Consider the following 26,203-nt stretch of genomic DNA (forward strand, 5'->3'; position numbering starts at 1 on the left):
TTCACGAGCCAAAACTACTCACAACGCAAGGATATTTCCATAGTGTCGGTAAGATATTTCTTAAATGATCGACATCACCACTGGTCCAGAACTGCGCATGTTCAGGCTTATCAGTGCTTATCAGGTCACGCTCGCCCAATAATCGCTTGAGCTGACGTGCCACGGCGGCGCCGGTGTCGATCAGAATGATGCTCGGCGGGAGCATCTGCTCCAGCAACGGCTTGAGGAATGGGTAGTGGGTGCAGCCCAGAATAATGGTGTCGCAGCCGGCGTTGAGCAGCGGTTCGACATAACCCTGCAACATAGTGCGCAGCGCAGGGCTGACGAGGTCGCCGGTTTCAATCAACTCCACCAGCCCCGGGCAAGGCTGGGTAATCACCCGCACGTCGGTAGCGAAGCGGTCGAGCAAGGCGGCGAACTTGGCACTTTGCAAGGTACCGGTAGTGGCAAGTACACCGACGACGCCGCTGCGCGTAGCGGCAGCCGCTGGCTTGACCGCGGGCTCCATTCCCACCAGAGGCCAGTTGGGGTAGTCCTGGCGCAAGTCAGCGACGGCGGCGACAGTCGCGGTGTTGCAGGCGATCACAAACGCCTTGGCGCCGCGCTTGCGGAAAAACTCGGCGACTGTGCGGGAGCGCTCGAGAATGAACGCCGGGCTTTTCTCGCCGTAGGGAATATGCCCACAGTCCGCGACATACAGCAGCGACTCATGGGGCAACAACCGTTGAATTTCATCCAGCACCGTCAAGCCGCCGACGCCGGAGTCGAACACACCGATAGGCGCGCCCTTATCCACGCTGAGTCCCGCACACGCTGCAGCCCGGGTCGCGCTTGACCCGCAGTTCGCGAAACCGTGTGGTCAAGGCATCGACCAGCAACAAGCGGCCCACCAACGGTTCACCAAAACCGGCGAGCAGCTTCAACGCCTCCAGCGCTTGCAGGCTACCGACCAGCCCCACCAGAGGCCCGACGACGCCGGCCTCGCTGCAAGTCAGTTCGGTATCGCTGCCGTGCCCATATAAACAGTGGTAGCACGGGCTGTCGGCGCGACGCGGATCGAACACCGACAACTGCCCCTCAAGCCGAATCGCCGCGCCGCTGATCAATGGCTTGGCAGCGGCGACGCAGGCTGCGTTAACGGCCTCACGGGTGGAGAAGTTGTCGCTGCAATCGAGCACCACATCCACATTCGCCACCGCCGCCGCCAGGGAATCGGCATCCAGCGCCACACGGTGGGCAAGCAAGGTGATATCAGGGTTGATGGCCGTCAGGCGGCGCATGGCTGAATCGACCTTGGTCTGCCCAACGCTGTCGGTGTCGTGGATGATCTGGCGTTGCAGATTGGTCAGGTCGACCGTGTCGAAATCCGCCAGGTGCAATTGGCCCACACCCGCAGCCGCCAGGTACAACGCGACCGGCGCGCCCAGCCCGCCGAGGCCGATGATCAGTGCCCGGCCGTTTTTCAGGCGCAACTGACCTTCGATGTCGACATGCTGCAACAGAATCTGTCGGCTGTAGCGCAACAGCTCCTGGTCGGTCAGCATGGCCGGCGCCCCAGGGTGATGCGTTCGTGCTCGCCAAGGTCGATGCGGCTGTGCACCTGTTCGAACCCCTGGCTCAGCAACAGATCACGCACGGCGGCCGCCTGGTCGTAACCATGCTCGAGCAACAGCCAACCACCGGCATTCAGATGAGCAGGCGCCGCTTGGCTGATCAACCGCAAATCATCCAGGCCATCGTGGCCCGCCACCAGTGCGCTGGCCGGCTCAAAACGCACATCGCCGGCGACCAGATGCGGATCGTTGTCGGCGATATACGGCGGGTTGCTGATGATCAGATCAAAGCGCTCGCCTAGCAGGGCGCTGAACCAATGGCTGTTCAACACCCTGGCGTTCTTCAGGTGCAGGCGCTGGCGATTGCGCTCGGCCAGGGCCACGGCTTCCAATACCCGGTCGACGGCGGTGACTTGCCAGGCCGGCCGCTCGCTGGCCAGGGCCAGGGCAATGGCGCCGCTGCCGGTGCCCAGGTCGAGGACCTTGGCGGGCGATGCGGGCAACAGTTCCAGGGCGGCTTCCACCAGCAGTTCGGTTTCAGGACGCGGGATCAGCGTGTGGGGCGCGACCTCCAGGTCCAGCTTCCAGAAGCCCTGCTGGCCGAGGATATACGCTACCGGCTCGCCGCTGCGGCGGCGCTGCAGGTAACCGGCGAAGGTCAGCGCGTCTTCACTGCTGACGATTTTCTCCGGCCAGGTGTGCAGGTAACTGCGCGATTTGCCCAGGGCAGCCGCCAGCAAGAGTTCCACATCCAGGCGCGCAGTGGGCGAGTCGGGCAGGTCGGCGGCGCGCAGCAGGCTGGCGATGATGGTCATTTATTCACCGATCGCCGCTAATTGATCAGCCTGGTACTCAGCGAGCAACGGCTCGATCACCGCTTCAACGCCGCCGGCAAGAATTTCGTCGAGGGAATAAAGGGTCAGGTTGACGCGGTGGTCGGTGACCCGGCCCTGGGCAAAGTTGTAGGTACGAATGCGTTCGGAACGGTCACCCGACCCGACCAGCAATTTACGCTCGCTGGCAATCGCGTTGGCGGCAGCGCTGGTCTGCTGGTCGTTGAGTTTGGCCGACAGCCAGGACATGGCCCGCGCACGGTTCTTGTGCTGGGAACGCTCTTCCTGGCACTCCACCACGATCCCCGACGGCAAGTGGGTGATCCGGATCGCCGAGTCGGTCTTGTTCACATGCTGGCCGCCGGCACCCGACGAACGGTAGGTGTCAATGCGCAAGTCCGCCGGGTTGATCTCGATGGCTTCCTGCTCGTCCGGCTCGGGCAACACCGCCACGGTACACGCCGAGGTGTGGATGCGGCCCTGGGACTCAGTCGCAGGAACCCGCTGTACACGGTGCGCGCCGGACTCGAACTTGAGCTTGCCGTAGACGTTGTCGCCTTCAACCCGGGCGATGACTTCTTTATAGCCACCGTGTTCGCCCTCGTTCTCGGACAGGATCTCCACGCGCCAGCCACGACGTTCGGCATAACGCGAGTACATGCGAAACAGGTCGCCGGAGAAGATCGCCGCCTCGTCACCACCGGTGCCGGCGCGAATTTCGAGAAACACGTTGCGGCCATCGTTCGGATCTTTGGGCAGCAACATGCGTTGCAGGTCGCCTTCCAGCTCGGCCAGCTTTTCCTTGGCCTCGCGGACTTCTTCCACGGCCATTTCACGCATGTCCGGGTCGCTGTCCTTGAGCAGCGCCTGGGCGCCTTCGAGGTCGGCCTGCACCTTCAGCAAGTTCTTATAGGTGGCGACCACCGGCTCGACTTCGGCGTATTCCTTGGAATAGGCGCGGAATTTGGTCTGATCGGAGATGACCTCACCATCGCCGAGCAAGGCGGTCAGTTCTTCGAAACGGTCCTGGAGCACATCCAGTTTATTGAGCAGTGACGCTTTCATTGCGGTTTTTTATCCGAAGAGCTATCTGACGCGCCCTCACCGAGGGCAAAGAGTTCCTGGGCCATGGCCAGCGCATCAAGGCGGCCTTCGGCGGTAAGCTTTTTCAACTGCACACTGGGTGCATGCAGCAACTTGTTGGTCAGGCCACGGGCCAGTTGCATCAACACCTCTTCGGCACTGCTGCCGTTGGCCAGCAACCGCTGGGCCTTGGCCAACTCCTCGTCGCGCAGGCGTTCGCTCTGCTGACGATACGCCTTGAGTACATCCACCGCTGCCAGTTCACGCAGGCGCACCATGAAATCTTCGGCGCCGACGCTGACCATTTCCTCTGCGGCCTGGGCAGCGCCCTGGCGGCTCTTGAGGTTTTCGGCGACCACTTCATGCAAGTCGTCGACGCTATAGAGGTAAACGTCGTCCAACTCGCCGACTTCGGGTTCGATATCGCGGGGAACAGCGATATCGACCATGAAGATCGGCTTGTGCTTGCGCAGTTTCAGTGCGCTTTCCACCGCGCCCTTGCCCAGGATCGGCAACTGGCTGGCGGTTGAGCTGATCACGATATCGCTGCGCACCAGTTCGGCCGGAATGTCCGAGAGCAGAACAGCGTGCGCACCGAACTGCTCGGCCAGGATGCTCGCGCGCTCAAGCGTACGGTTGGCCACCACGATACGTTTGACGCCCAGGTCGTGCAGGTGCCGGGCGACGAGCGTGATGGTCTCACCGGCGCCGATCAGCAGCGCCTGGCTGCGCTGCAGGTCACTGAAAATCTGCTTGGCCAGGCTGACGGCGGCAAACGCCACGGATACCGGGTTTTCGCCGATGGCCGTGTCGGTGCGCACTTGCTTGGCCGAATTGAAAGTGGCCTGGAACAGGCGGCCCAGCAGCGGCCCCACGGTGCCGGCCTCGCGGGCCACGGCATAGGCGGACTTCATCTGGCCGAGGATTTGCGGTTCGCCCAACACCAGCGAGTCGAGCCCTGCGGCGACGCGCATCATGTGACGAACTGCCGCATCTTCTTCGTGCACATAAGCGCTGGCGCGCAGGTCGTCGAGGCTTAAATGGTGGTAATCGGCCAGCCAGCGCAGTACCCCATCCGCTGAAAGATGCTCCTGCTCTATATAAAGCTCGCTGCGATTGCAGGTCGAAAGGATTGCAGCTTCGCGGCTGTCGGTGAGCCGGCAGAGCTGCTGCAAGGCCTCAACCAACTGCTCTGGCGTAAACGCCACGCGCTCGCGCACGTCTACGGTAGCAGTCTTGTGGTTAATACCGAGTGCGAGGAAGGCCATTCAATATCGCTGATGATGTCGGGAAGCCGACAATTGTCCTACTTCGAATGATTCAGAACAACCACCGTAGGCTATTGTCCTAATGCCTTGTGTCTATAAAGGCATCAACTGAGACTCGGTTATGTTTGGCCGAAGGCTTGTGTCATGATGATCCGACCGCAGGTTAGTCGTCCTCTTCCTATATGAATAGATCCTCCGCGTTGCTCCTTGCTTTTGTCTTCCTCAGCGGCTGCCAGGCCATGGCACCCGTATCGCCGGACGGTACGCCACCGGTGGAAGACAGCACTCCCGCCCCTGAAAAGCCCAAGGTTTACTCCTCGTTCAGTGAAGATACGGTCTACAGCCTGCTGACGGCGGAACTGGCCGGCCAGCGAAATCGTTTCGATATTGCGCTGGATAACTATGTGACCCAGGCGATCAACACCCAGGACCCCGGCATTTCCGAGCGGGCGTTTCGCATCGCCGAATACCTGGGCGCCGACCAGGCTGCGCTGGACAGCTCGCTGATCTGGGCAAAAAACGCCCCGGACGACCTGGAGGCCCAGCGGGCCGCGGCCGTTCAACTGGCACGCGCCGGGCGCTATGACGACTCCATGGTTTATATGGAGAAAGTCCTGCAAGGCAAGGGTGACACCCATTTCGACTTCCTCGCGCTGTCGGCCGCCGATACCGACCAGGACACGCGTAATGGCCTGATGAAGGGTTTCGACCGCCTGCTGCAAAAGCATCCGAAGAACAGCCAGCTGATTTTCGGCAAGGCGTTGCTGTTGCAACAGGATGACGAAGCCGACGCAGCCCTGAAGCTGTTGGAACAGAACCCGCCGGAAGAGGGCGAGATCGCTCCGATCCTGCTGCGCGCACGCCTGCTGCAGAACCTCAATCGCGGCAAGGAAGCGATTCCACTGCTGGAAAAAAGCATCAAGAAATACCCGGACGACAAGCGCCTGCGCCTGACCTACGCGCGAATGCTGGTCGAGCAGGACCGCATGGAGGACGCCAAAGTACAGTTCGCCAACCTGGTCCAGCAGTACCCGGACGATGACGAGCTGCGCTATTCCCTGGCGCTGGTATGCCTGGAAGCCAAGGCCTGGGACGAAGCCAAGGGTTACCTGGAGGAGCTGATTGCGCGGGAAAGCCACGTGGATTCGGCGCACCTGAACCTTGGCCGTATTGCTGAAGAGCGTAATGATCCCCAGGCCGCCCTGCTGGAGTACGCCCAGGTCGGCCCAGGTAACGACTACCTGCCCGCCCAGTTGCGCCAGGCCGATATCCTGATGAGCAACGGCCGTACCGATGAAGCGGAAAAACGCCTGGCTGCGGCCCGCGATGCCGAACCGGACTACGCGATCCAGCTGTACTTGATCCAGGCCGAAACCTTGTCCGCCAACAAGCAGGGCGAGCGCGCCTGGAAATTGCTGCAACAAGCCTTGCTGCAATACCCCGATGATCTGAACCTGCTATATACCCGCGCCATGCAGGCGGAAAAACGCAATGACCTGGCGCAGATGGAAAAAGACCTGCGCCTGATCATCAAGCGCGACCCCGAGAACGCCATGGCACTCAACGCCTTGGGTTACACCTTGTCTGATCGCACCACGCGCTACGACGAAGCCAAGGCGCTGATCGAGCAAGCGCACAAGATCAACCCGGAAGACCCAGCCGTACTCGACAGCCTGGGCTGGGTGAATTACCGCCTGGGTAACCTGGACGAAGCGGAACGCCTGCTGCGCCAGGCACTGGAACGCTTCCCCGACCAGGAAGTCGCCGCCCACCTGGGTGAAGTGCTGTGGGCCAACGGCAAGCAGCGCGAAGCGCGACAAATCTGGGAAAAATTCCTCAAGGAACAACCCGAAAGCCCCATTCTGCGCGGCACCATCAAGCGCCTGACCGGATCCGAGACCCTTTAAGCTTATGTTCTTGCGCCACATTGTAGTGTTCAGTCTTATTGCCCTGCTCGCCGGTTGCGCGGGTGTCGGTAGCCGCGAATCCGTTGAAGGCCAGGGCAACCCAGGGCAATGGAAACAGCACAAAAACCAGCTCAGCAGCATTGATGGCTGGCAGATAGAGGGCAAGGTCGGAGTGCGCGCGCCGAAAGACTCGGGCAGCGGCACGCTGTTCTGGCTGCAACGCCAGGACTACTACGATATTCGCCTGTCCGGCCCGCTCGGTCGCGGCGCAGCTCGCCTGACCGGTCGACCCGGCCAGGTGAGCCTCGAAGTGGCCAACCAGGGGCGCTATGAAGCGGCATCGCCGGAAGCGCTGCTGGAAGAACAGATTGGCTGGAAACTGCCCGTGTCGCACCTTGTATGGTGGGTGCGCGGCTTGCCCGCACCGGACAGCAAGAGCCGTCTGAGCCTCAATGGCGACAGCCGCCTCGCATCACTGGAGCAGGATGGCTGGCAGGTCGAGTACCTCAGCTATGTAGAACAGGGCGGCTACTGGCTGCCGGAGCGTATCAAGCTGCATGGCACCGACCTGGACGTCACCCTGGTGATCAAGGACTGGCAACCGCGCAAGCTGGGGCAATAACGTGACCGTAGAAAAGTTGACCCTACCCTCGCCTGCCAAACTCAATCTGATGCTGCACATTCTCGGTCGCCGTGAAGACGGCTATCACGAATTGCAGACACTATTTCAATTTCTCGACTACGGCGATGAACTCACCTTCGCCGTGCGCGACGATGGCGTGATCCGCTTGCACACCGAATTCGAAGGCGTGCCCCACGACAGCAACCTGATTGTGAAGGCGGCTAAAAAACTTCAGGAACAATCCGGTTGCTCACTGGGCATCGATATATGGATCGATAAAATTCTACCCATGGGCGGCGGAATCGGTGGTGGCAGCTCGAATGCCGCGACCACACTGCTGGGTCTGAATCACTTGTGGCAACTGGGCTGGGACCTTGATCGCCTGGCCGCGCTGGGCCTGACGCTAGGCGCCGACGTCCCGGTTTTCGTGCACGGACGGGCCGCTTTCGCTGAGGGCGTGGGGGAGAAACTCACGCCGGAATACCCCGAAGAGCCGTGGTACGTCGTGCTTGTTCCGCAAGTATCTGTAAGTACAGCAGAAATTTTTTCAGATCCGTTGTTGACACGTAACTCTTCTCCCATTAAAGTGCGCCCCGTTCCCAAGGGAAACAGTCGAAATGACTGCTTACCGGTTGTAGCAAGGCGTTATCCAGAGGTACGTAACGCTCTGAATTTGTTAGGTAATTTTACCGAAGCAAAATTAACCGGAACTGGAAGTTGTGTGTTTGGGGGCTTCCCAAACAAAGCTGAAGCTGATAAAGTCTCGGCCCTTCTTACAGAGACCCTTACAGGGTTTGTAGCAAAGGGAAGCAACGTTTCGATGTTGCATCGCAAGCTGCAAAGTCTGCTCTAAAAGGAATCGAGTGTTAGGCACTCGTTGCAACAGATACAGGGGCGTCGCCAAGCGGTAAGGCAGCAGGTTTTGATCCTGCCATGCGTTGGTTCGAATCCAGCCGCCCCTGCCATTTTCTAATACTCATCCAGGTTACCCTCAGCCTCTAGGTACTGCGCGTGTCCAAGATGATGGTCTTTACGGGGAACGCTAACCCCGATCTGGCTCGACGTGTCGTACGTCAGCTGCATATCCCTCTCGGTGACATCTCTGTCGGCAAGTTTTCCGACGGCGAAATTACAGCCGAGATCAATGAAAACGTTCGCGGTAAAGACGTCTTCATTATTCAGCCGACCTGCGCTCCGACCAACGATAACCTGATGGAACTCGTCGTGATGGCTGATGCCTTCCGCCGCTCCTCAGCGACTCGAATCACAGCTGTAATCCCTTACTTTGGTTATGCCCGTCAGGATCGCCGTCCGCGTTCCGCACGTGTGGCTATCAGCGCGAAAGTCGTTGCTGACATGCTGACCGTGGTAGGCATCGACCGTGTTCTCACGGTTGACCTGCACGCTGACCAAATCCAGGGGTTCTTCGATATTCCGGTAGATAACATCTACGGCTCCCCAGTATTGGTGGATGACATCGAAGATCAGCGCTTTGAAAACCTGATGATCGTGTCCCCGGACATTGGTGGCGTCGTGCGTGCACGGGCTGTTGCCAAATCCCTGGGCGTGGACCTCGGGATCATCGACAAACGCCGTGAAAAAGCCAATCACTCTGAAGTGATGCATATCATCGGTGATGTCGAAGGGCGTACCTGTATTCTGGTTGATGACATGGTCGACACCGCCGGCACCCTGTGCCACGCGGCGAAAGCCTTGAAAGAGCACGGTGCGGCTAAAGTCTTCGCCTACTGCACACACCCTGTGCTGTCGGGCCGAGCGATCGAGAACATCGAGAATTCCGTGCTGGACGAACTGGTGGTGACCAACACCATCCCGTTGTCCGCCGCCGCTCAAGCCTGTGCGCGTATCCGCCAACTGGATATCGCACCGGTCGTTGCCGAGGCGGTTCGCCGCATCAGCAATGAAGAATCGATCAGCGCGATGTTCCGTTAAGGGTCAAACCTTCGGAACACCTCACTGACGAAAAGCGCCCCGCCCCGGCATCCTGTCGGGGCGGGGCTTTTTTGCCCATATCGAGTACGGCGCTGGTCGCAAACGCCCCTCGATAATGGCTATTTTGGAGATACAAAATGACTGACTTTACTCTGAACGCCCAAGCGCGTACTGACCTGGGGAAAGGTGCGAGCCGCCGCCTGCGTCACGCCGCCAACATCCCTGCTGTTGTTTACGGTGGCAACAAGCCAGCTGAATCCGTAACCATCCTGGCCAAAGAAATCGCCAAGCTGTTCGAAAACGAAGCTGCCTACAGCCACGTGATCGAGCTGAACGTCGATGGCGCCAAGCAGAACGTCATCGTTAAAGCGATGCAGCGTCACCCGTCCAAGCAATTCATCATGCACGCTGACTTCGTTCGCGTTGTTGCCGGCCAGAAACTGACCGCGATCGTGCCTGTGCACTTTGTTGGTGAAGAAGCTCCGGTCAAGAAAGGCGGCGAGATCTCGCACGTTCTGAACGAAATCGAAGTGACCTGCTTGCCGAAAGACCTGCCTGAGTTCATCGAAGTCGACCTGTCGGCTCTGGAAATCGGCGCCATCGTTCACCTGTCCGACATCAAGGCGCCAAAAGGCGTTGAGTTCGTTGCACTGGCTCACGGTGATGACAAAGCTGTTGCCAACGTTCACGCTCCACGCGTTGCTCCAGAAGCTGAAGAAGGCGCTGCAGAGTAATTACTCTGTATTGCCGGAGTTTGAGGAAACATCGCGGACCGAGACGTAGCGAGAAAGCGGGCGATAACGCGGCGTTTACTCTTGAGTAAATGATGTAATGTCGTCCACTTTCGCCGCACTCAGGTCTGGCGATCTTATCCACAACTCCAAAAGAAGGGCCCCTGTCGTGACTGCCATTAAACTGATCGTTGGCCTGGGAAATCCAGGCGCCGAATACGAACAGACCCGGCATAACGCAGGGGCCCTTTTTGTTGAGCGTATCGCCCACGCACAAGGTGTGAACCTTGCGGCCGATCGCAAATATTTTGGCCTGACCGGACGCTTCTCGCATCAAGGTCAGGATGTTCGTCTGCTGATTCCCACCACCTACATGAACCGCAGTGGCCAGGCCGTCGCGGCGCTTGCGGGCTTCTTTCGGATCAAACCCGAAGAAATCCTGGTGGCCCATGACGAACTGGACCTGCCTCCCGGTGTCGCCAAGCTCAAGCTGGGCGGCGGGCATGGTGGGCATAATGGTCTGCGCGACATCATTGCGCAGTTGGGTAATCAGAATAATTTCTACCGCTTGCGGCTCGGCATTGGCCACCCAGGCGTCGCCAGTATGGTTTCAAATTTCGTCCTGGGTCGTGCGCCACGCGCCGAACAGGAAAAACTCGATGCCAGCATCGACTTTGCCCTCGGCGTGCTGCCGGATATCTTCGCCGGTGAATGGAACCGTGCGATGAAAAACCTGCACAGCCAGAAGGCCTGACTCTTACCGAGGGGAAAACACCATGGGATTCAATTGCGGCATCGTCGGCCTGCCCAACGTCGGCAAATCCACCCTGTTCAACGCCCTGACCAAGTCCGGTATTGCGGCGGAGAACTTCCCCTTCTGCACCATCGAGCCCAACAGCGGCATCGTGCCGATGCCGGACCCTCGCCTGGACGCACTGGCGGCTATCGTCAATCCGAAGCGCATCCTGCCGACCACCATGGAATTCGTCGACATCGCCGGCCTGGTGGCCGGTGCCTCGAAAGGTGAGGGCCTGGGCAACAAGTTCCTGGCCAACATCCGTGAAACCGATGCTATCGCCCATGTGGTCCGCTGCTTCGAAGACGAGAACGTGATTCACGTCTCCAACAGCGTCGACCCGAAACGCGACATCGAGATCATCGATCTGGAACTGATCTTCGCTGACCTAGACAGCTGCGAGAAACAACTGCAGAAAGTCGCACGCAACGCCAAAGGCGGTGACAAGGACGCCGTGGTCCAGAAGGGCCTGCTGGAGCAACTGATCGCTCACTTCACCGAAGGCAAGCCGGCACGCAGCCTGATGAAGAACATGGGCGCGGATGAGAAGGCCGTGATCAAAGGCTTCCACCTGCTGACCACCAAGCCTGTGATGTACATCGCCAACGTCGCCGAAGATGGCTTCGAGAACAACCCGCTGCTCGACGTGGTCAAGGCCATCGCCGAGGAAGAAGGCGCAGTGGTTGTGCCTGTGTGCAACAAGATCGAAGCGGAAATCGCCGAGCTTGAAGACGGCGAAGAGAAAGACATGTTCCTTGAGGCCCTGGGCCTGGAAGAGCCGGGTCTGAACCGCGTGATTCGTGCCGGTTACGAAATGCTCAACCTGCAGACCTACTTCACGGCCGGTGTTGAAGAAGTCCGTGCCTGGACCGTCAAGGTCGGTGCCACCGCGCCACAGGCTGCGGGTGTGATCCACACCGACTTTGAAAAAGGCTTCATCCGCGCCGAGGTGATCGCCTACAACGACTTTATCCAGTACAAGGGTGAAGCCGGTGCCAAGGAAGCCGGTAAGTGGCGCCTGGAAGGCAAGGAATACATCGTCAAGGATGGCGACGTGATGCACTTCCGTTTTAACGTGTAAGCATTACCGCAAGACTTCGCTACAACATCAAGCCGATGCAATGCATCGGCTTTTTTGTGGGCGTTGGATTTAAAACCACAAACAAGCTGTTACTTGCCTCCACTCATCACTACTTTAAGATTATTCTTACTTGCTGTGCGGCGTTAAAAACAAAAAAGCACTTGCACAACTTAACCGCTCACTCAATCCAACTTTTCCCACTCTACTTCCTGCGATTATCCATTGAAGAACTCATGACATTCTTCGCAATTTAAGCTCTACTGAGTGGCCTTTATCATTTGCGCCACCCACAGTGAATTAAACGTGAGAGTAGAGCATCCACACTATGTCGGCCGTCTTTCAAGAAGAACACGAAACAGACCATCCACTCAATGAAAGTTCCGATATCGAGCATACAATCAATAGCACTGCAACACTCAATGTTGACATTCTGTTATTAGGAGAAACGGGGACTGGCAAAGACACACTGGCCCAACGCGTTCATCGTTTATCCGGGCGTCGAGGAAACTTCGTCGCCGTGAACTGCGCGGCGATTCCGGAAAGCCTGGCGGAAAGCCAATTGTTCGGTGTGAACAGCGGCGCTTATACCGGCGCGGTGCAGTCACGTGCCGGGTTTATTGAAGCCGCGCATTTAGGCACGTTGTATCTGGATGAAATCGATAGCATGCCCCTCGCGCTGCAAGCCAAGCTATTGCGTGCACTGGAGTCTCGCGGAGTGGAACGTCTGGGGTCGACCCGTTTCATCCCGGTAGACATGCGTGTGATCGCCTCTGCCCAGCAATCGCTGCATGACATGGTTGAACAAGGTACCTTCAGGCGCGATCTGTTCTTCCGGCTCAATGTTGTCAGCATCCGCCTCGCACCGCTGCGTACTCGCCAGGAGCAAATCATTCCGTTGTTCTTGAGCATGGTTCAACAGGAAGCCGAGCACTTCAAATGCGCCGCACCGACGCCTTCCCCTACGTTGTTCCAACAATTGCTGTGTCACGGCTGGCTCGGCAACATCCGGGAGCTGCGTTCAGCGGCAAAGCGCTTTGTGTTGGGCTTGCCGCCCCTGTGCGAACCGCTGGTGGAGCAGAGGGTGCAACCGTTCAAGGAAAAACTGCAACAAATCGAGAAATCACTGATTGAGGCCTCCCTGAAACGTCATGCCGATTGTGTGGAAAGTGTGGCGGTGGAACTGGGAATCCCGAAGCGCACGCTTTACTACCGTTTGAAACACCTGAACATATTCAACTAGGCCGTTAACAGACAACACCGACGAAATATCCAGAAATAACTAAACAATACTCATCAGGAACCGTTGAAGCCTCTTCCGCCACCCATAACATGAGCACTAGCTCGCTAGCTTTTAAACACACAGTGCTGAGCACTTAGCAAGATCCAATCTTAAAAAGGTACTGCATATGTCTATTAACAATGTTTCCTCACTCGGACGTCTCACAAACGAACAGGCAATACTCCAGACAAAGGAACTGCAAGAAACTAAGAATGCGGAAAACGTCGAGCTCACCCGCACCAGTATTCTTGTCGAAAAACTCACCAAAATAATGCAGCAAATAGGCGCGAACAGGCCCTGACCCTATTGCCTCCTTTGCCTGGTTTGCAAGGGAGGCAACTCTCTTCGTTATCAATCTCGTGCAATGGGTGGAGATTACATGCTTTTAAAAAACGAGTGGGCCTCGCCGCCTTCCACACCGCTTCCAATCGCCGAAGCCACGACGGGAGCTGACAGCACCATCGACAGCCACTTTTTTGCGTCAGCCCTGGCAACCAATGACAGCGTGAAAACACCACCCCCCACCATCGGCACGCACTTTCTGGCCGAGCAATCCAACTATCTGAGAACGCGTGCCAACGATGTCTCCAAGGGTTTGAGCGACCTGGTGAAAAACAAGAACTCGATAAAATCAGTTCAAGTCCCCCAGGCGCTGGCTGAAAGCAAAGAGGTCCTGACCGTGTCGGTGAAAATCATTAAGCACTGCGTTTCGATGGTAGAAAAAACCACCAACTTGCAGTAGGCCGCTTATGCGCACGCGTTTCATTTATTTATTACTTGCGCTGATGTTCATGCTGAGCGGCTGTGGTGAACGCATTGACCTTCACCGCCAACTGTCCGAGCAGGAAGCCAACGATGTGATCGCCGAACTGGCGGACAAGCATATCCGTGCCCAGAAAGCGCTGGAGAAAGACGGTGTCGTGGTACGGGTTCGCACAAGCGATATCGCCCGTGCGGTTCGAACGCTGGAGGCGGCAGGGCTGCCAAAAACCGCGCGCACCACACTCGGTGAAATTTTTCGCAAGGAAGGGGTCATCTCCACCCCGCTGGAAGAGCGTGCGCGCTATATCTATGCCTTGTCCCAGGAGCTGGAGGCGACGCTATCCAACATAGATGGGGTCATCGTTGCCCGCGTCCATGTTGTGCTGCCCGAGCGTGTAGCGCCGGGCGAACCCGTACAACCGGCTTCAGCCTCGGTCTTTATCAAGCACGATCCAAGGCTGGAGCCGGACAACATCAGGCCACGCGTGCGCAGGATGGTTGCCAGCAGCATCCCCGGCATGAGCACCACGGCGGACAACCCGCAAAAACTCACCGTTACGTTCGTGCCGGCCGCGACCTATATCGAGCGCGAACGACTGGTCTACTTCGGCGCGTTTCTAGTACCCGAGGCTGACCTGGCCTTTTGGCAGATCTGTGTGACGGTCTTGCTGATCCTCTTGATAGTGTCACTCGTTGCCGCTGCTCTATGGCTTCGCAAGACGCGAACCGCATCACCTTCGAGCTCGCCACCACATGCCTGATATCCGTGACTGGGTGCATTGGTGGGCCTGCCCCTGGAGCCGTTCGCAGCATCCATGGGTCGCCTTCGATCTCAACTCACCCGTCAGCCTGGCGTTATGCCGCGGCCGGCATGAGCTGATCAGTCGCGCATTGGGCATCACGCCCTGCCTGCCGATCCAGCCCTCTGCAGCGCTATTGCGGATGGTACTGGCACCGCCTGAACAACAAGCGTTGATGCTGACCCTGGTCGACGGCATTTACCACCCACAGCGCGATACCGCTTTGAATCATGACCAGCGCCAGTGGTGCGCCCGCCTATCCATGGCCCTGCCCTCCTCGTCCCGACAACCCAGTGAAGACCCTCTGCATCATCTGCGCGCCTGGGTCGATCACACCGTGTGGCAACGCTTGCGCCTCAGTTTTGCGCGCCGTCGGGTACTGGAACTCGAAAGCCAATACCTACCGCAAGTGGGAAGCAAACTGGACACTGTCTGGCAGGCGGTCATCTGGCGTGCCACCGCTGCGGCGGAAGACGACTTTCACGCTGCCCCCTCCGGAGTGCCCCCGCACCATGTTATGCCGACGCAAGATTGAACTGTCGATGCCCACCGCAAGCCTGCCGCATGCCTTGATTCCCCGAGCTGTCCTTGCCGACAGCCGACAGGCCGAGCAGTTGCTCGAAAACGCCCAGGCCCAAGCCGACGCGCTGCTGCGCCAGGCTCAGGCACACAGCGAGCAATTGCTTGAACAGGCCCAGGTCGAGTTCTGGCAGCGTGCCAATCGCCAGCTCGAACGCTGGGAAGTAGAACGCCAGGCCATTTGCGAGCGCCTCGAGCAGATTGCCACCTCCGTCACCAATCAGGCGCTGATCAGCCTGCTGGAGCTGACACCTCCCGCCGAGCGCCTCAACGCCTTGCTTAAAAAACTGCTGAACACGCAAGTCCCGGCAATCGCAGCCAACCTGGTCTGCCACCCACAGGACCACGTGCAGGTCGAGCAATGGCTGCAGCTTCACACTGAGGCCCCCTGGTGCCTGCGCCTTGATGACTCCCTGGCGGCCGAGACACTCATACTGGAAACCGACGAAGGCAGCTTCCACATCGAGTGGCGCTCTACCGTTGATGGCCTGCTATTGCTTGAGCCCGTGTCCCGCGGCAGGTAAGGAATTTCCGGCAACGCTGATTACATTGCCTTTCAAAACTCTTGGCGTGGAACCGTTACCAGCCTTTAGCCACTTATAGCGGCAAAGCCACCGGAGAGCCGACCATGAGTTTTGATTACCGCCAGCAACAACGGCAATACAGGGAACTGGATACCGTCAACCGCCACCTCGAACAGATGAAGAAAGCCTCAGAAGAGCCGCTCGATAACGAAACGTTCGCGGCCTTACTGGAACAGGCCTTTGAGCTCAAGATGGATGCCAACCAACTGATGACCTCAACCTTCGCGATGACCAATCACATGGCCGATAAAGGGAAGATCGTCTTTGATGGAATCCCTTGAAGGTGAGGATGACCTGGCGCGCTGGTTGAGCGGTTCCGATCCGCAGATCACCTTGACTGAAGGCGATAGCCGTATCGTCCTGCAACGTGACAGCGGCGCGCTGGTACTGGGCGTTGAACTCACTCAGCACGTGCCCACCAATGCCCAGTTGGAGAACTGGATGCGTCCGGGCGCCGCCAGCTTGCATCATTTTCCAGGGGCGCTCGCCCAAGACCCGGTCCATGGCGCGCTGTGGTTGCTCGAGTGCCTGCACGACGCGCCAAACCCGACGCAGGTGCAGAAAAGCCTCGAGGCGCTGCTCAATCAGCGTGACACCTGGCGGGCAGTCATGGCCCGCCTTGCACGCCCTGCCCGTGCGCCGCGCCCCGCCTCGCGACATCCGCTTTCGCCTTAATCAGAGAACGCCTTATGAACAATACCTCCGACAAGCCTGATGGCTTGCATGCCCCCTCGCCCCGGTTAACTGCAAAGCGCTCCGGCTGGCGCGGCCTGCTCGTTCTGCCATGGTTGCTGATCCCTTGGCAAAGCGCGCAGGCCGCCATTCCCAGCGAATGGAAAAATACCGCGTATGCCTATGAAGCCGAACACAAGCCTTTGCGCGAGGTACTTGAAGACTTCGCCCAGACCTTCGGCACGCAGTTGCAGATCGAGGGCCTGCTGGAGGGTGTCGTCAATGGAAAGATCCGCGCCAATACCCCCCAGTCGCTGCTCGACAGGTTGGGCGTTGAGCATCGTTTCCAGTGGTACTTGTACAACAACACTTTGTACATCAGCACCCTGGACCAACAGGAATCCGCACGCCTCGAGGTCTCCTCGGAAACCATCGCGGACTTGAAGCAGGCATTGACTGATATCGGCTTGCTGGAAAGCCGCTTCGGCTGGGGCGAGCTCCCCGAGGACGGTGTGATATTGGTTTCCGGCCCCAGACGCTACATCGAGCAGATTAAACAGTTCGCCAGCCAGCGCCGGTCGCCCGATGAAAAACAGAGCGTACTGACGTTCCCTCTGAAGTTTGCCAATGCCGCAGACCGGCAGATTGATTATCGTGGCGAAAAATACAACGTCCCCGGCGTCGCCAATATGCTGCGCGGGCTATTGGAAACGCGCCCAGCGTCAGCCTTGTCATCCCGTGCCACGCCCCCTTCCGCACCCGCACCGCTCGCGGCGAGCGGCGCTCGCTTGAGCAACCCGTTGCTGGGGCAGATGCTGGGCACCACGGCACCTTCGGAGCCCCCAGGCACTGGCCCCATGGTCACGCCGCGTGCGCCCGTCGGCAGCGGCAAAATCCGCGTCGAGGCGGACGTGCGCAACAACGCGGTACTGATCTATGACCTGCCCGAACGCCAGGCCATGTATCGCGACCTGATTGCCCAACTCGACGTAGCGCGCAAGCTGGTGGAAATCGACGCAATCATCCTGGATATCGAGCGCACTCAACTGCGTGAATTCGGGGTTAATTGGGGGTTTCAGAACAGCCGCTTCCGAGGCGGCGTGAACACGAGCCCCGGTACGTCATCACAACTTTCATTTGAAAATCGCGACCGGTTTTACGCAGACATACGGGCCCTGGAAAGCCGCGGCCTGGCGACCCTGGTCTCGAATCCGTCGGTCCTGACCCTGGAAAACCACCCCGCGGTGATCGATTTCAACCGCACTCAATACCTGGTCGGCGGCACCGAGAACGCAACCATTTTGCCCGTCACGGTCGGCACCAGCTTCCAGGTCGTGCCCAGGGTCATCACGTCCCGGGGCAAGCATCAGATCCACCTGCTGGTGGACATCGAAGACGGTAACTTCAATGAGTCCAACCCCCTGAGCACAACACCGGATGTGAGCCGTGGCAAAGTCAGTACCCAGGCGGTGATGGCGGAGAAACGCTCACTGGTGATCGGTGGCTTCCACGTCAGCGAAAGCACCGACAAGCACAACAAAGTCCCATTACTGGGGGATATTCCCCTGCTGGGCAAGGCTTTGTTTTCTTCCACTGAACGCCAGAACAATCGCCGCGAAAGGCTGTTCATCCTGACCCCCCGGGTCATCGGCGATCAGGCCGACCCTTCGCGCTACCTGCCACAAGACGATCAGGCCGAGTTGCAAGCCGCCCTCAAACCCTTGGCCAGGCGCGATGCCCCTCACCAACCGGTGATCAAGCGCAGCGATATCACCAGCACCCTGGCGCATCTGGTGAGCGGCCAGGTACCCAAGCCTTTCAAGACGGCCCCCTTGCCCTTGGGGCTCAATACCCTATGCGTCACGCGCGATCTGCTGGCGCTCAATACCGACCGCAGCCAGTGGTACAGCGGCCCGGACTTCAACGTGGCCGTCGTCGTGCTGCGCAACCAGTTCAACCGCAATGTACGCATTGATGAAAAGGAGTGCAGTAACTCACACACCCTGGCCGTCAGCGTCTGGCCGCGAGCCTGGCTCAAGCCGGGTGAAGAAGCCGAGGTCTTTATTGCCATGCGTCCAGTGGTGAAAGACGAACACATCGGCGTCTCCCGCCCTTCCCTGCTCACCCCAACCCGGAACCAACCGCAATGAAGCCTTTACTGTTGTGCTCCACACTCATCGGTGCGGCACTGCTCGTCGCCGGCTGCACGCCGACCTGCCAAGGCGACTCGTGCTCACGTCCGCAGTCAGGCAAGCACACGCTGGTGGTCTGGTGGCCACCGCAGATGCGGGCCGAGTCGGGCCCGTCAGGCGAGCGTTCGGATTACCAGACGATATCGCTGGAACGATGACGCCCCACGCACTTGCCGATAACCAGCAGCGTCGCAAGGCATTCAGCGACGCATGGGTGGGCGGCCCTGGCGCCCACCTGCCAGTCGGCCCCGGCATTGCCATCTACGCCATGGATACGGCTGCCGGTCCGGGATTGGCCCTGCAGGTGAACCGCGACGTCTTGCAACCCCGACAATTGCAGCGGGCACTTGAGCGCCGGTTTGAACAAGCAGTGGCCTTCAGTGGCTGCTTTGTCTACCTGGACGCCGGGGGCAACCTGGTGATCTGGCATGCACTGCCGACACAGCGCCAGGCGCTCGACGCAACCATCAGCCGCCTGCTCTCGCTGGCCAATCTCGAGACGCTGGACCGGCGCGCCGCTCGCTGAATCAACGCCGCTCCAGTCCCGGCAATTCCAGGGTTTCGCGCTTGGCTTCAGCGTCAAGCTCACGCAAGGTCCGGTAGATCAAGGCGACCGCCTGCAAGGTTTCACGAGGAATCCCCATCCCCAGCTTTTTCTCGTACAGCGTACGGGCCAGCCAGACGCATTGGACCACCGGGACATCGGCGGCTTTCGCCCGGTCGATCAACGCGCGTGCCTGCGCATCCGTGCCCTTGTCCACCAGTAACGGCAGCGGCGTCTTGCCTGGGCTGTAATACAAGGCGACGGCAAAGTGCGTCGGGTTGACCACCAGCATGTCGGATTCCTCCAGCTTGGGCAGCTTGACCTTGGGTTCTTCCTGGGCCAGTTGATAAGCCAGGGAGCGACGCTGCCCCTTCACGTGCGGGTCGCCTTCCATATCCTTGTATTCCTTGAGTACCTCCACTTGGGTCATGCGCATGCGCTTGGCAAAAAAATGCTTCTGCAACGCCAGGTCAATCAACGCCAAGACCAACAGCAAGCCCAGACAGGCATGCAGTAGATGGCGGAACACTACAATCAGCGCCTGGACATAGGTTTGCAGGTCGCTACCGGCCAGCTTGATCAGGGTTCCCAAGGACGGACCGATCACGGCATACAGGATCACGCCCAATAGCAGGGCCTTGGCCAGGCTCATCAACAGGTTCATGACCTGCTGGGCCGAGAACATCTGCTTGAGTTGACTCAGAGGGTTCAGGCGACTGAAGTTGAGCTGCAGGCTCTGTGGCGCAAACAGCAACCCGAACTGCATCCAGCTGCTGATCAACTTCACGCTGATCGCCACGCCGGCCATCATCAGGGCAAACGCAAAAAACACGATCAGGCTTTCCAGCAACACCTCTTCCAAAGCGCGTGCGAAGGGTTGGCCCATTCGCGACATGGGCAGCACCATCAGCTGCTGGAAGCGTTGCATGCTGGGTTCGGCCGTGAACAAGGCGATCTCGCTCAAGGCGGTCAACACCAGCAATTTACCGACATCCTGGCTCTGCGCGACCTGGCCTTTTTGACGTTGGTCACGCAACTTCTTCGGCGTCGCCGCGTGCTTTTTCTCACCGGAGTCACTCATGGCGTCGAGCCCTGAAGCAATAGGCCCAGGGCGTGTTTGAGATCACCCAGCAGGCTCATGCGACCGACGATCAAATCCTGCAACAGGGGAAAGTACAGAATCAGGATCATCAACCCGGCCAGGCTTTTGAGCGGCGGCGCCAGGGTCGACACTTGCAGTTGCGGGCTATACAACCCGAGCAAGGCGACGCCGAATTCCAGCAACAGCAACACGCCAATAAACGGTGCGGCATACAGCATCATGTGCATGAACGTATCGCCAAGCAGCCCGAGGAATACGCTGAAGCCATTCACCGCCACCGACGGCAGCCACGCCGTCGGCGGCCACACCAGGTAGCTGTCCCAGATCACCTGGGTCAATACGCCAAGCCCGAGGGTCGCGATCAACAGGTAGATCGCCAACTGCTTGAACAGGTGGCCCACGGGCGTAGCATCCGGCCCCAATGAAGGGTTGAGCTGACCACCGGCCAGGGCGCCACGCTGGTTGTCCAGCAAGGCGCCCACTGACTCGAACATCCAGAACGGCATGGCCAGCAAGATCCCGAGCAGGAACCCCAGCACCAGCTCCTTGAACACCAACCCAGCGATCATCAAGGCCGAGTAGTCCTGGCCGTTGAGCACGCTGTAGATGCCGGGTGCCGGAATCAGCGCGAGGACCATGACGATGATGTGTCGAGGCATCCCCCTAAGGTGCTGGAAGCAGAATGCAGGCACCAGAAAAGCACAGGGATAGATGCGCGCCATGGCGACCAGCAGGCTGGGCAGGTAATCAACGAGAAGCAGCAAGCCGGTAACCTCAGTTCAGTGCCGAACGGGCAATCATGTCGAACGTCAGGTTGATCAGTTGGATCAACTCCACTCCAATCCAGCGCCCGGTCAATATCAGCGTGACGCCTACCGCGACCAACTTGATGCCAAAGGGCAGGGTCTGATCCTGTATTTGCATCAACGCCTGCACCAGCGATGTCAGCACACCGACCACCACTGCCACGATCAACGGGGGCGCCGACAGGACCACCACCAGCAGCATGCCTTGCTTGAACAGCACGATCGGTTCCATAGGCCACTCACAGATAAGAAAGGAACAGGCTGTCGAGCAGACGCGACCATCCGGACACCAGGACGAACAGGAGCAGCTTGAGCGGCAGTGAGATGGTCATGGGCGAGACCATTTGCATGCCCAATGCCAGGAGCAGATTGGAGACGATCAAATCGATGACGATAAACGGGATGTAGATCAGGAAGCCGATCTCGAAACCCGCCTGCAACTGCGAGAGAACAAAGGCCGGCATCAACAGGATCAAGTCTTCGCGCTGAACCTGCTGCGCCATTTCCGGCGGCCACATGCGCGCACTGTTTTCCTTCAGGTGGGTCAGGACATCCGGATCGGTATTGCGCTGCATGAACGTGCGCAACGGCTGGATGGCCACCAGGCCAGTCTCTTGCATCGTCTGCACGCTGCTCAAGTCCAGCGGTGACACCTTGAGCGTCTGCGCCACCTCATAGCCGACGGGCGCCATGATAAACAGCGTCGCCGCCAGGGCGATGCCATTGATCGCCATGCTCGGGGGTACCTGCTGCACGCCGATGGCGTTGCGGGTAATCATCAGCACGATGACGATCTTCAAGAACGCCGTGCAGACGATCAACAACATCGGCATCAGCGACAATGAACCCAGAAACAGCGCGAGAACGAGCGGGTCCACGCCTTGAAAGGTCATCGGGAGAACACCACACGGGACAACTGCAAGCCGAGCCGCCCATCCACCTCAACCAACTGGCCCTGGCCGATGGGCCGGTCGCCATAGTAAAGCCCGGCCATGCCGGGAGCGTATCCGGTTATCCCCAACACGGCGCCGGGGGCGAGGTTGCGCAACTCGCCGAGGCTCAGGTTCAGCGTGCCGCAGCGTACATTGAGCGCCATGCTCAACTCATCAAATGGCTCATGACCGAACACATCCGTCACCGGTCGATCGTCCCCGCCTTGCGGAGCGTGATGAGCAACCAAATCTTCATCCACAGGTGTTTCCTCTATTGAAGTCACGGTCAGGCACAGCGACCCGCTTGCATCGTCAATGCACCCGTGCAGGCGATGCTTGCCGACGGGCAAGTAACCGGTGCCCTGCACTTGAAAATAGGTGTGTTCGAGCACCACGACGTCGCCTTCGCGGACGCTGCACAGCTGCGCGATCGACAAACGCAAATGCCCCAGCGTGACCGCGAGCGTCAGTTGGAATCGGTCCGGCATCGGCGCGGCTGTCGGCTGCCAAGGCCCGGCCTCGCACAGTGCCAGGAAGCTATGCGTAGACATCCACAGAAAACCCTCGACCCTGGATGCGCCAAGGCACACCCACAGCCGACAACCGAAGTCCAACACCGGCACCGCGGGGGATAAACGCAGGTAGCCGAACAACGCGCGAACCTGTGGGCTCAGATGTTGTTCAAACAGGGCCCAGAACCAGGAGTCCGGATCATTGCCGGCCTGGGCCAGTGTCACCGGGCACTCGCCCAACAGGCTGAGCTGCGGCGAAGGCTCACCGAACGCCAGCACCCCGCAGGCCGTTTCAAAACACAACGGCGTTACGCCTTCCGGTGCGCGCGCGGGCTCAAGCCGCAACTCCCCGCGCTGGCCGTCGACCTCAAAGGGCAGGCGCAACCCGCCCCCCAACCGACGCAGCGCAGCGACCACGTCACCCTGCACCGGGCGCAAGGCCAGAGGCGGCATCATCACGTGCGCTCCAGATGCGCCAGATGCAGGCTGACCGGCTGGCCAACGGCCTGGGCAATCCGATCTTCACAGCGCTGTCGCACACCACTGAGCCAACGCGTCGTCGTGTCCTGCTCGGCCTCCAACTCAACGCTCCAGGCGCCCTGCTCTCGGCGGATACGGGTCTGAATCCGCCCCAGCCGAGGCACGTACAGCATCGCTTCCAGCGGCCACTGCGAAGCGATGTGTAACCGAGGGGCCAACTGTTCGGTCAATGTCTCGATCATGGCGATCTCTGCGGCTGCGCTTCGTCCCGCCGCAGCGTGGCTGCCATAGCCCGTGGGCTCACCTTCATCAGCGAATAGCCGGCGGAACAACTGCCCTTGTTCTTCAGGGATAGCCACGCCGGCCCCGGCCTCACGCGCCTCACGAAGCTCCCGCAGGCGCGGACGCTCGACCTTGTCTGCCGGCACCTGAGTCACGCCTCCTCCTGAATCAATAAACTGGCCAGTTCCTGAAGCTTTTCGACCTCACGCAAACATTGGCTGACCTGCTTCTGCACGCTGCTGATGTGCTCGGCCTGCTGCGCCTTTTGCTCATGCAAGGCGTGTAGCTGGTCTTCTTCACGCTGGGTGCCGGCCGACAGGTTGCGCTCTTGGGCGCTCCAATCTTTCAACGCCTTGAAGGTCATGACCTGCCCCTGGTGCTGACTCAGCAGTTGCGCGCATTGCCGCGCCTCTTCAAGGCGTGTGTGTTCAAGCGCCTGCTGCGCCTGCGCGATCTGTTCCAGCAGGGTTCGCTGGGCTCGCTGGGCGGCACTCAACGCTCGCTCGACACGATCCGCGCGATGCCGACGCAAGCGCCGCAGTGTCTCGACTTCAACGCTCAGTGACTCAGAAGGGGACATACGCTGTCAGCTCCGTCAGTTGCTCCAGGGTCGTCGTGATAGGTGATGGCTCTCGCAAGTCCTGGCGCAGAAAACCATCGACGGACTGACGGCTGTCCACGGCCATATCGGTCAAGGCATCACTGCCGGGCTGATACTCACCCAGCTTGAGCATCAGCTCGATCTGCTGATACGCCGACAACAAGCGTCGCAGCGCGGTGCCGGCCCGGATATGTGCGGGCTCGGCCACATTGCTCAAAATCCTCGATAAGCTGGCCAGTACATCCACCGCCGGATAGTGACCACGCTCGGCCAGCTTGCGCGACAGCACGATGTGACCATCAAGCAGGGAGCGAACCTCATCGGCCACCGGATCGCTCATGGAGTCCTGTTCGATCAGCACCGTGTAGATGGCGGTGATCACACCGTCTCGCGTCAGCCCGGCCCGCTCCACCAACCGCGGCAGCAAGCTATACACCGACGGCGGCAAGCCCCCGCGCCCCAGGGGTTCGCCGGCCGCCAGGCCGATCTCGCGCTGGGCTCTGGCGAAGCGGGTCAGGGAATCGATCAGCAACAACACCCGCTGGCCTTTGCGCCGAAACCCTTCGGCCAGCGCCGTTGCGGTGAAAGCGGCGCGGGCGCGCTCCATGCTGGAACGGTCGGAGGTGGCACAGACCAATACCGCCTTGGCGCGTAATGCGTCATCCAGCTCATGGTCGAGAAACTCACGCAGCTCGCGGCCTCGCTCACCAATCAGGCCGAACACAATCACATCGCAGTCCACGTTGCGGGCAATCTCGGCCAACAAGGTGGTCTTGCCACAACCGGCCCCTGCAAACAGGCCCACGCGCTGGCCCTCGCCCAAGGTCAACAGGCCATCGATCGAACGCACCCCGGTGGCAAGCGCCCGATTGATCCTCGGTCGCTCGGTCGGCAGCGGCGCCTCGCACAATACGGTGCTGGCATCGAGCGTGTCGGTCACGACAAACGCACTGGGGCCGTCCCCCGCAATAGGCCGACCAAAGCCATCCAGCACCTGCCCCAGCAGCGCCTCGCTGACTTGCACTCGGTGTGGCACGCCCAGGCGCTCAACACTGGCGCCTACGCGTACACCTTCCAGGTTACCCAGGGCGCTGAGCACCGCGTCCTGCTGATCGAACCCGATGATTTCGGCCAGCATGCAATCACCCGGTTTTTTCTCCACCTGGCACAAGTCACCAATACGTGCGTCAGGCAACCGGCATTGCAACAGCATGCCGTTCACGCGCTGTATGCGACCGCGCATCGAAACGGGCGCAAAGCGGGTCAACGCGTGTGACTGGTTCAGCCGCCACGCTTCCAGGCGCGCCTGTATCGAGTTGTTCACCAGCGCACCTCATACCGTTGCGTACCGTCAAAAATCACTTTGTTGTTGTCGATCAACACCAACCGCAGGCCATCCAGTTCGTCGCCCACGAACAACCGGACGCCATGCTCCAGCACCACGTGGCCGCTGACGCCGCCGACGATTTGGAGGATCTTGAAAGGGAGTGTGTTATCGCGTACCTGCACGCGGCTGATCACCGGCACGGCGGTGTCGAACTGCTCGGCGAAACGACTGAGCATGCGGGCGACCAGCTCGACCTCCTCCTGGGAAACATCGCCGTTGAGGACAATCTGGGCATTGATCACCTGCAAGCTGACCCGCTGGGCCAACTCACGTTCGCTGAGCATCTTCAACAACTGCTGCCGCACCTCGAAGGGCGAGATCAGCTCCTGCTTTTGCTCCACGGCGGGCATCAGCGACGCCTGTGCCCCGCGCCCTGGCGTCGAGACGATACCGATCGCGACGATGACCACGGCACACAGCAACACCAGGCTGATCAAACGTTTCTGTTGCAACGGGGAGATCGACGACAGCACCAGCCGCTGGGCGGGTTCAGGCGGCGGCGCCAACGGTGTTGGCCGGTCAGGCGGCGCCTGCGGCCAAGGCTGATCAGCCGGCACCACACACAAGCGCACGGCACCGATCACAAAAGGCGTATCGAGTGCCAGGTCGCCGATCTGCGCCAGCACTTGCCCGTCGCTGTCTTGCAACAGCCCCGCTTCGGCCTGCACCGTCCAATGTCCGTCGACCAGTTGCAAACGGGCGTGGTGCTCGGTGATACCCGGGTCCCTCAACAACAGGTCGGCATCCGCGTGGGCGCCAAGGCTCCACTGCTCACCAAACAACGGCAAAGCGGCGCCTTTTTGCAGTCCATCGAGTACCCGCAGCTCGAACATCATCGCACCTGTGGTGTCAGCATTAACGG

31 protein-coding genes and 1 tRNA gene are annotated in these 26,203 nt (G+C 59.6%); 18 read left to right on the forward strand and 14 right to left on the reverse strand.

Features of this window, described 5'->3' with window-relative positions:
* Position 1 precedes the first annotated feature (1 nt).
* The 5 genes from murI to hemA are packed head-to-tail and all read right to left on the reverse strand — an operon-like array spanning position 2 to position 4,737.
* Positions 2 to 796, reverse strand: a complete 795-nt coding sequence (murI, locus tag DK870_RS07015; RefSeq protein ID WP_161548317.1) for a glutamate racemase — start codon at positions 794 to 796, stop codon at positions 2 to 4.
* Positions 789 to 1,544, reverse strand: a complete 756-nt coding sequence (locus DK870_RS07020) for a molybdopterin-synthase adenylyltransferase MoeB (RefSeq protein WP_104995459.1) — start codon at positions 1,542 to 1,544, stop codon at positions 789 to 791. Before DK870_RS07020 ends, murI begins: the two co-directional genes overlap by 8 nt.
* Complete coding sequence (prmC, locus tag DK870_RS07025; RefSeq protein WP_161548318.1) at positions 1,538 to 2,368, reverse strand: peptide chain release factor N(5)-glutamine methyltransferase; 831 nt, start codon at positions 2,366 to 2,368, stop codon at positions 1,538 to 1,540. The genes DK870_RS07020 and prmC overlap by 7 nt, the downstream gene beginning before the upstream one ends.
* Positions 2,369 to 3,451, reverse strand: a complete 1,083-nt coding sequence (gene prfA / locus DK870_RS07030) for a peptide chain release factor 1 (protein WP_060754819.1) — start codon at positions 3,449 to 3,451, stop codon at positions 2,369 to 2,371. It lies immediately after the preceding gene.
* The gene (gene hemA / locus DK870_RS07035; RefSeq protein ID WP_060754818.1) at positions 3,448 to 4,737 is read right to left on the reverse strand and encodes a glutamyl-tRNA reductase; all 1,290 of its coding nucleotides are present in this window, start codon (positions 4,735 to 4,737) and stop codon (positions 3,448 to 3,450) included. Before hemA ends, prfA begins: the two co-directional genes overlap by 4 nt.
* Positions 4,738 to 4,919: 182 nt before the next feature.
* On the opposite strand from hemA, the gene DK870_RS07040 reads away from it, so the two are divergent.
* The 18 genes from DK870_RS07040 (at position 4,920) to DK870_RS07120 (ending at position 19,221) form a co-directional block, all read left to right on the forward strand.
* Positions 4,920 to 6,644 carry a tetratricopeptide repeat protein gene (locus DK870_RS07040; protein WP_161548319.1) on the forward strand — a complete coding sequence of 575 codons (1,725 nt, stop codon included), beginning with the start codon at positions 4,920 to 4,922 and terminating at the stop codon, positions 6,642 to 6,644.
* Between the two features lie 4 nt (positions 6,645 to 6,648).
* Positions 6,649 to 7,266: a lipoprotein insertase outer membrane protein LolB gene (gene lolB, locus DK870_RS07045; RefSeq protein ID WP_104995457.1), complete on the forward strand. Its 618-nt coding sequence runs from the start codon at positions 6,649 to 6,651 to the stop codon at positions 7,264 to 7,266.
* A gap of 49 nt (positions 7,267 to 7,315) precedes the next feature.
* Positions 7,316 to 8,119, forward strand: coding sequence for a 4-(cytidine 5'-diphospho)-2-C-methyl-D-erythritol kinase (gene ispE, locus DK870_RS07050; RefSeq protein WP_218580446.1), 804 nt, complete (start codon positions 7,316 to 7,318; stop codon positions 8,117 to 8,119).
* A gap of 37 nt (positions 8,120 to 8,156) precedes the next feature.
* Positions 8,157 to 8,231, forward strand: a tRNA-Gln gene (locus DK870_RS07055).
* Between the two features lie 46 nt (positions 8,232 to 8,277).
* The gene (locus DK870_RS07060; protein WP_003171603.1) at positions 8,278 to 9,219 is read left to right on the forward strand and encodes a ribose-phosphate pyrophosphokinase; all 942 of its coding nucleotides are present in this window, start codon (positions 8,278 to 8,280) and stop codon (positions 9,217 to 9,219) included.
* A gap of 137 nt (positions 9,220 to 9,356) precedes the next feature.
* A complete protein-coding gene (locus tag DK870_RS07065; protein WP_060754814.1) occupies positions 9,357 to 9,953 on the forward strand; it encodes a 50S ribosomal protein L25/general stress protein Ctc in 597 nt (198 codons plus the stop codon).
* A gap of 166 nt (positions 9,954 to 10,119) precedes the next feature.
* Positions 10,120 to 10,704 carry an aminoacyl-tRNA hydrolase gene (gene pth, locus DK870_RS07070; protein WP_003171596.1) on the forward strand — a complete coding sequence of 195 codons (585 nt, stop codon included), beginning with the start codon at positions 10,120 to 10,122 and terminating at the stop codon, positions 10,702 to 10,704.
* 22 nt (positions 10,705 to 10,726) lie between these two features.
* On the forward strand, positions 10,727 to 11,827 hold the full coding sequence (gene ychF, locus DK870_RS07075; protein WP_060754813.1) for a redox-regulated ATPase YchF: 1,101 nt from the start codon (positions 10,727 to 10,729) through the stop codon (positions 11,825 to 11,827).
* A gap of 325 nt (positions 11,828 to 12,152) precedes the next feature.
* Complete coding sequence (locus DK870_RS07080; RefSeq protein WP_161548321.1) at positions 12,153 to 13,067, forward strand: sigma 54-interacting transcriptional regulator; 915 nt, start codon at positions 12,153 to 12,155, stop codon at positions 13,065 to 13,067.
* A 418-nt stretch (positions 13,068 to 13,485) separates the two neighbouring features.
* Positions 13,486 to 13,848: a hypothetical protein gene (locus DK870_RS07085; protein ID WP_060754810.1), complete on the forward strand. Its 363-nt coding sequence runs from the start codon at positions 13,486 to 13,488 to the stop codon at positions 13,846 to 13,848.
* 7 nt (positions 13,849 to 13,855) lie between these two features.
* Positions 13,856 to 14,629 carry a type III secretion system inner membrane ring lipoprotein SctJ gene (gene sctJ, locus DK870_RS07090; RefSeq protein WP_090366930.1) on the forward strand — a complete coding sequence of 258 codons (774 nt, stop codon included), beginning with the start codon at positions 13,856 to 13,858 and terminating at the stop codon, positions 14,627 to 14,629.
* On the forward strand, positions 14,622 to 15,203 hold the full coding sequence (locus DK870_RS29635) for a type III secretion protein (protein WP_256679826.1): 582 nt from the start codon (positions 14,622 to 14,624) through the stop codon (positions 15,201 to 15,203). Before sctJ ends, DK870_RS29635 begins: the two co-directional genes overlap by 8 nt.
* A 7-nt stretch (positions 15,204 to 15,210) precedes the next feature.
* Entirely contained in the window at positions 15,211 to 15,771 is a 561-nt protein-coding gene (gene sctL / locus DK870_RS07100; RefSeq protein ID WP_244384400.1) for a type III secretion system stator protein SctL, read from the forward strand.
* 104 nt (positions 15,772 to 15,875) lie between these two features.
* Positions 15,876 to 16,112: a hypothetical protein gene (locus tag DK870_RS07105; protein ID WP_104995453.1), complete on the forward strand. Its 237-nt coding sequence runs from the start codon at positions 15,876 to 15,878 to the stop codon at positions 16,110 to 16,112.
* Complete coding sequence (locus DK870_RS07110) at positions 16,099 to 16,506, forward strand: type III secretion protein (protein ID WP_161548323.1); 408 nt, start codon at positions 16,099 to 16,101, stop codon at positions 16,504 to 16,506. Before DK870_RS07105 ends, DK870_RS07110 begins: the two co-directional genes overlap by 14 nt.
* 14 nt (positions 16,507 to 16,520) lie before the next feature.
* Positions 16,521 to 18,653 (forward strand): type III secretion system outer membrane ring subunit SctC, encoded by a 2,133-nt coding sequence (gene sctC / locus DK870_RS07115; protein WP_161548324.1) that lies wholly within the window; start codon positions 16,521 to 16,523, stop codon positions 18,651 to 18,653.
* A complete protein-coding gene (gene hrpT / locus DK870_RS29640) occupies positions 18,650 to 18,853 on the forward strand; it encodes an HrpT family type III secretion system protein (RefSeq protein ID WP_060754804.1) in 204 nt (67 codons plus the stop codon). Before sctC ends, hrpT begins: the two co-directional genes overlap by 4 nt.
* Positions 18,850 to 19,221 carry a transcriptional regulator gene (locus DK870_RS07120; protein ID WP_161548325.1) on the forward strand — a complete coding sequence of 124 codons (372 nt, stop codon included), beginning with the start codon at positions 18,850 to 18,852 and terminating at the stop codon, positions 19,219 to 19,221. Before hrpT ends, DK870_RS07120 begins: the two co-directional genes overlap by 4 nt.
* Before the next feature lies 1 nt (position 19,222).
* Here DK870_RS07120 and sctU read toward each other — a convergent pair whose 3' ends face one another.
* From sctU to DK870_RS07165, 9 genes are read right to left on the reverse strand one after another with little or no spacing between them, the layout of a single operon-like run.
* A complete protein-coding gene (gene sctU / locus DK870_RS07125) occupies positions 19,223 to 20,320 on the reverse strand; it encodes a type III secretion system export apparatus subunit SctU (RefSeq protein ID WP_161548326.1) in 1,098 nt (365 codons plus the stop codon).
* On the reverse strand, positions 20,317 to 21,105 hold the full coding sequence (gene sctT / locus DK870_RS07130) for a type III secretion system export apparatus subunit SctT (RefSeq protein ID WP_161548327.1): 789 nt from the start codon (positions 21,103 to 21,105) through the stop codon (positions 20,317 to 20,319). Before sctT ends, sctU begins: the two co-directional genes overlap by 4 nt.
* Before the next feature lie 10 nt (positions 21,106 to 21,115).
* Positions 21,116 to 21,379: a type III secretion system export apparatus subunit SctS gene (sctS, locus tag DK870_RS07135; RefSeq protein ID WP_060754800.1), complete on the reverse strand. Its 264-nt coding sequence runs from the start codon at positions 21,377 to 21,379 to the stop codon at positions 21,116 to 21,118.
* Positions 21,380 to 21,386: 7 nt separating this feature from the next.
* The gene (sctR, locus tag DK870_RS07140) at positions 21,387 to 22,040 is read right to left on the reverse strand and encodes a type III secretion system export apparatus subunit SctR (protein ID WP_060754799.1); all 654 of its coding nucleotides are present in this window, start codon (positions 22,038 to 22,040) and stop codon (positions 21,387 to 21,389) included.
* Positions 22,037 to 23,050, reverse strand: a complete 1,014-nt coding sequence (locus tag DK870_RS07145; protein ID WP_161548328.1) for a FliM/FliN family flagellar motor switch protein — start codon at positions 23,048 to 23,050, stop codon at positions 22,037 to 22,039. The genes sctR and DK870_RS07145 overlap by 4 nt, the downstream gene beginning before the upstream one ends.
* Positions 23,047 to 23,508: a type III secretion system HrpP C-terminal domain-containing protein gene (locus DK870_RS07150; protein ID WP_060754797.1), complete on the reverse strand. Its 462-nt coding sequence runs from the start codon at positions 23,506 to 23,508 to the stop codon at positions 23,047 to 23,049. Before DK870_RS07150 ends, DK870_RS07145 begins: the two co-directional genes overlap by 4 nt.
* Entirely contained in the window at positions 23,505 to 23,933 is a 429-nt protein-coding gene (locus tag DK870_RS07155; RefSeq protein WP_104995446.1) for a YscO family type III secretion system apparatus protein, read from the reverse strand. Before DK870_RS07155 ends, DK870_RS07150 begins: the two co-directional genes overlap by 4 nt.
* Positions 23,920 to 25,278: a FliI/YscN family ATPase gene (locus tag DK870_RS07160; RefSeq protein WP_060754795.1), complete on the reverse strand. Its 1,359-nt coding sequence runs from the start codon at positions 25,276 to 25,278 to the stop codon at positions 23,920 to 23,922. The genes DK870_RS07155 and DK870_RS07160 overlap by 14 nt, the downstream gene beginning before the upstream one ends.
* Positions 25,275 to 26,174: an FHA domain-containing protein gene (locus DK870_RS07165; RefSeq protein WP_178126859.1), complete on the reverse strand. Its 900-nt coding sequence runs from the start codon at positions 26,172 to 26,174 to the stop codon at positions 25,275 to 25,277. The genes DK870_RS07160 and DK870_RS07165 overlap by 4 nt, the downstream gene beginning before the upstream one ends.
* Between the last annotated feature and the right edge of the window lie 29 nt (positions 26,175 to 26,203).

Source organism: Pseudomonas sp. Q1 (assembly GCF_009935975.1).
GTDB classification, from domain to species: Bacteria; Pseudomonadota; Gammaproteobacteria; order Pseudomonadales; family Pseudomonadaceae; genus Aquipseudomonas; species Aquipseudomonas palleroniana.

Coding starts and splice junctions, on each gene's coding strand:
- DK870_RS07020 (WP_104995459.1), bottom strand. CDS start 1,544: ATGCTGACCGACCAGGAGCTGTTGCGCTACAGCCGACAGATTCTGTTG.
- DK870_RS07085 (WP_060754810.1), top strand. CDS start 13,486: ATGCTTTTAAAAAACGAGTGGGCCTCGCCGCCTTCCACACCGCTTCCA.
- ychF (WP_060754813.1), top strand. CDS start 10,727: ATGGGATTCAATTGCGGCATCGTCGGCCTGCCCAACGTCGGCAAATCC.
- prfA (WP_060754819.1), bottom strand. CDS start 3,451: ATGAAAGCGTCACTGCTCAATAAACTGGATGTGCTCCAGGACCGTTTC.
- DK870_RS07120 (WP_161548325.1), top strand. CDS start 18,850: ATGACGCCCCACGCACTTGCCGATAACCAGCAGCGTCGCAAGGCATTC.
- DK870_RS29635 (WP_256679826.1), top strand. CDS start 14,622: ATGCCTGATATCCGTGACTGGGTGCATTGGTGGGCCTGCCCCTGGAGC.
- sctU (WP_161548326.1), bottom strand. CDS start 20,320: ATGAGTGACTCCGGTGAGAAAAAGCACGCGGCGACGCCGAAGAAGTTG.
- prmC (WP_161548318.1), bottom strand. CDS start 2,368: ATGACCATCATCGCCAGCCTGCTGCGCGCCGCCGACCTGCCCGACTCG.
- ispE (WP_218580446.1), top strand. CDS start 7,316: ATGCTGCACATTCTCGGTCGCCGTGAAGACGGCTATCACGAATTGCAG.
- sctJ (WP_090366930.1), top strand. CDS start 13,856: ATGCGCACGCGTTTCATTTATTTATTACTTGCGCTGATGTTCATGCTG.
- DK870_RS07065 (WP_060754814.1), top strand. CDS start 9,357: ATGACTGACTTTACTCTGAACGCCCAAGCGCGTACTGACCTGGGGAAA.
- hemA (WP_060754818.1), bottom strand. CDS start 4,737: ATGGCCTTCCTCGCACTCGGTATTAACCACAAGACTGCTACCGTAGAC.
- hrpT (WP_060754804.1), top strand. CDS start 18,650: ATGAAGCCTTTACTGTTGTGCTCCACACTCATCGGTGCGGCACTGCTC.
- DK870_RS07080 (WP_161548321.1), top strand. CDS start 12,153: ATGTCGGCCGTCTTTCAAGAAGAACACGAAACAGACCATCCACTCAAT.
- sctR (WP_060754799.1), bottom strand. CDS start 22,040: ATGACCTTTCAAGGCGTGGACCCGCTCGTTCTCGCGCTGTTTCTGGGT.
- sctL (WP_244384400.1), top strand. CDS start 15,211: ATGCCCACCGCAAGCCTGCCGCATGCCTTGATTCCCCGAGCTGTCCTT.
- DK870_RS07110 (WP_161548323.1), top strand. CDS start 16,099: ATGGAATCCCTTGAAGGTGAGGATGACCTGGCGCGCTGGTTGAGCGGT.
- DK870_RS07155 (WP_104995446.1), bottom strand. CDS start 23,933: ATGTCCCCTTCTGAGTCACTGAGCGTTGAAGTCGAGACACTGCGGCGC.
- DK870_RS07165 (WP_178126859.1), bottom strand. CDS start 26,174: ATGTTCGAGCTGCGGGTACTCGATGGACTGCAAAAAGGCGCCGCTTTG.
- lolB (WP_104995457.1), top strand. CDS start 6,649: ATGTTCTTGCGCCACATTGTAGTGTTCAGTCTTATTGCCCTGCTCGCC.
- DK870_RS07040 (WP_161548319.1), top strand. CDS start 4,920: ATGAATAGATCCTCCGCGTTGCTCCTTGCTTTTGTCTTCCTCAGCGGC.
- sctS (WP_060754800.1), bottom strand. CDS start 21,379: ATGGAACCGATCGTGCTGTTCAAGCAAGGCATGCTGCTGGTGGTGGTC.
- DK870_RS07105 (WP_104995453.1), top strand. CDS start 15,876: ATGAGTTTTGATTACCGCCAGCAACAACGGCAATACAGGGAACTGGAT.
- sctC (WP_161548324.1), top strand. CDS start 16,521: ATGAACAATACCTCCGACAAGCCTGATGGCTTGCATGCCCCCTCGCCC.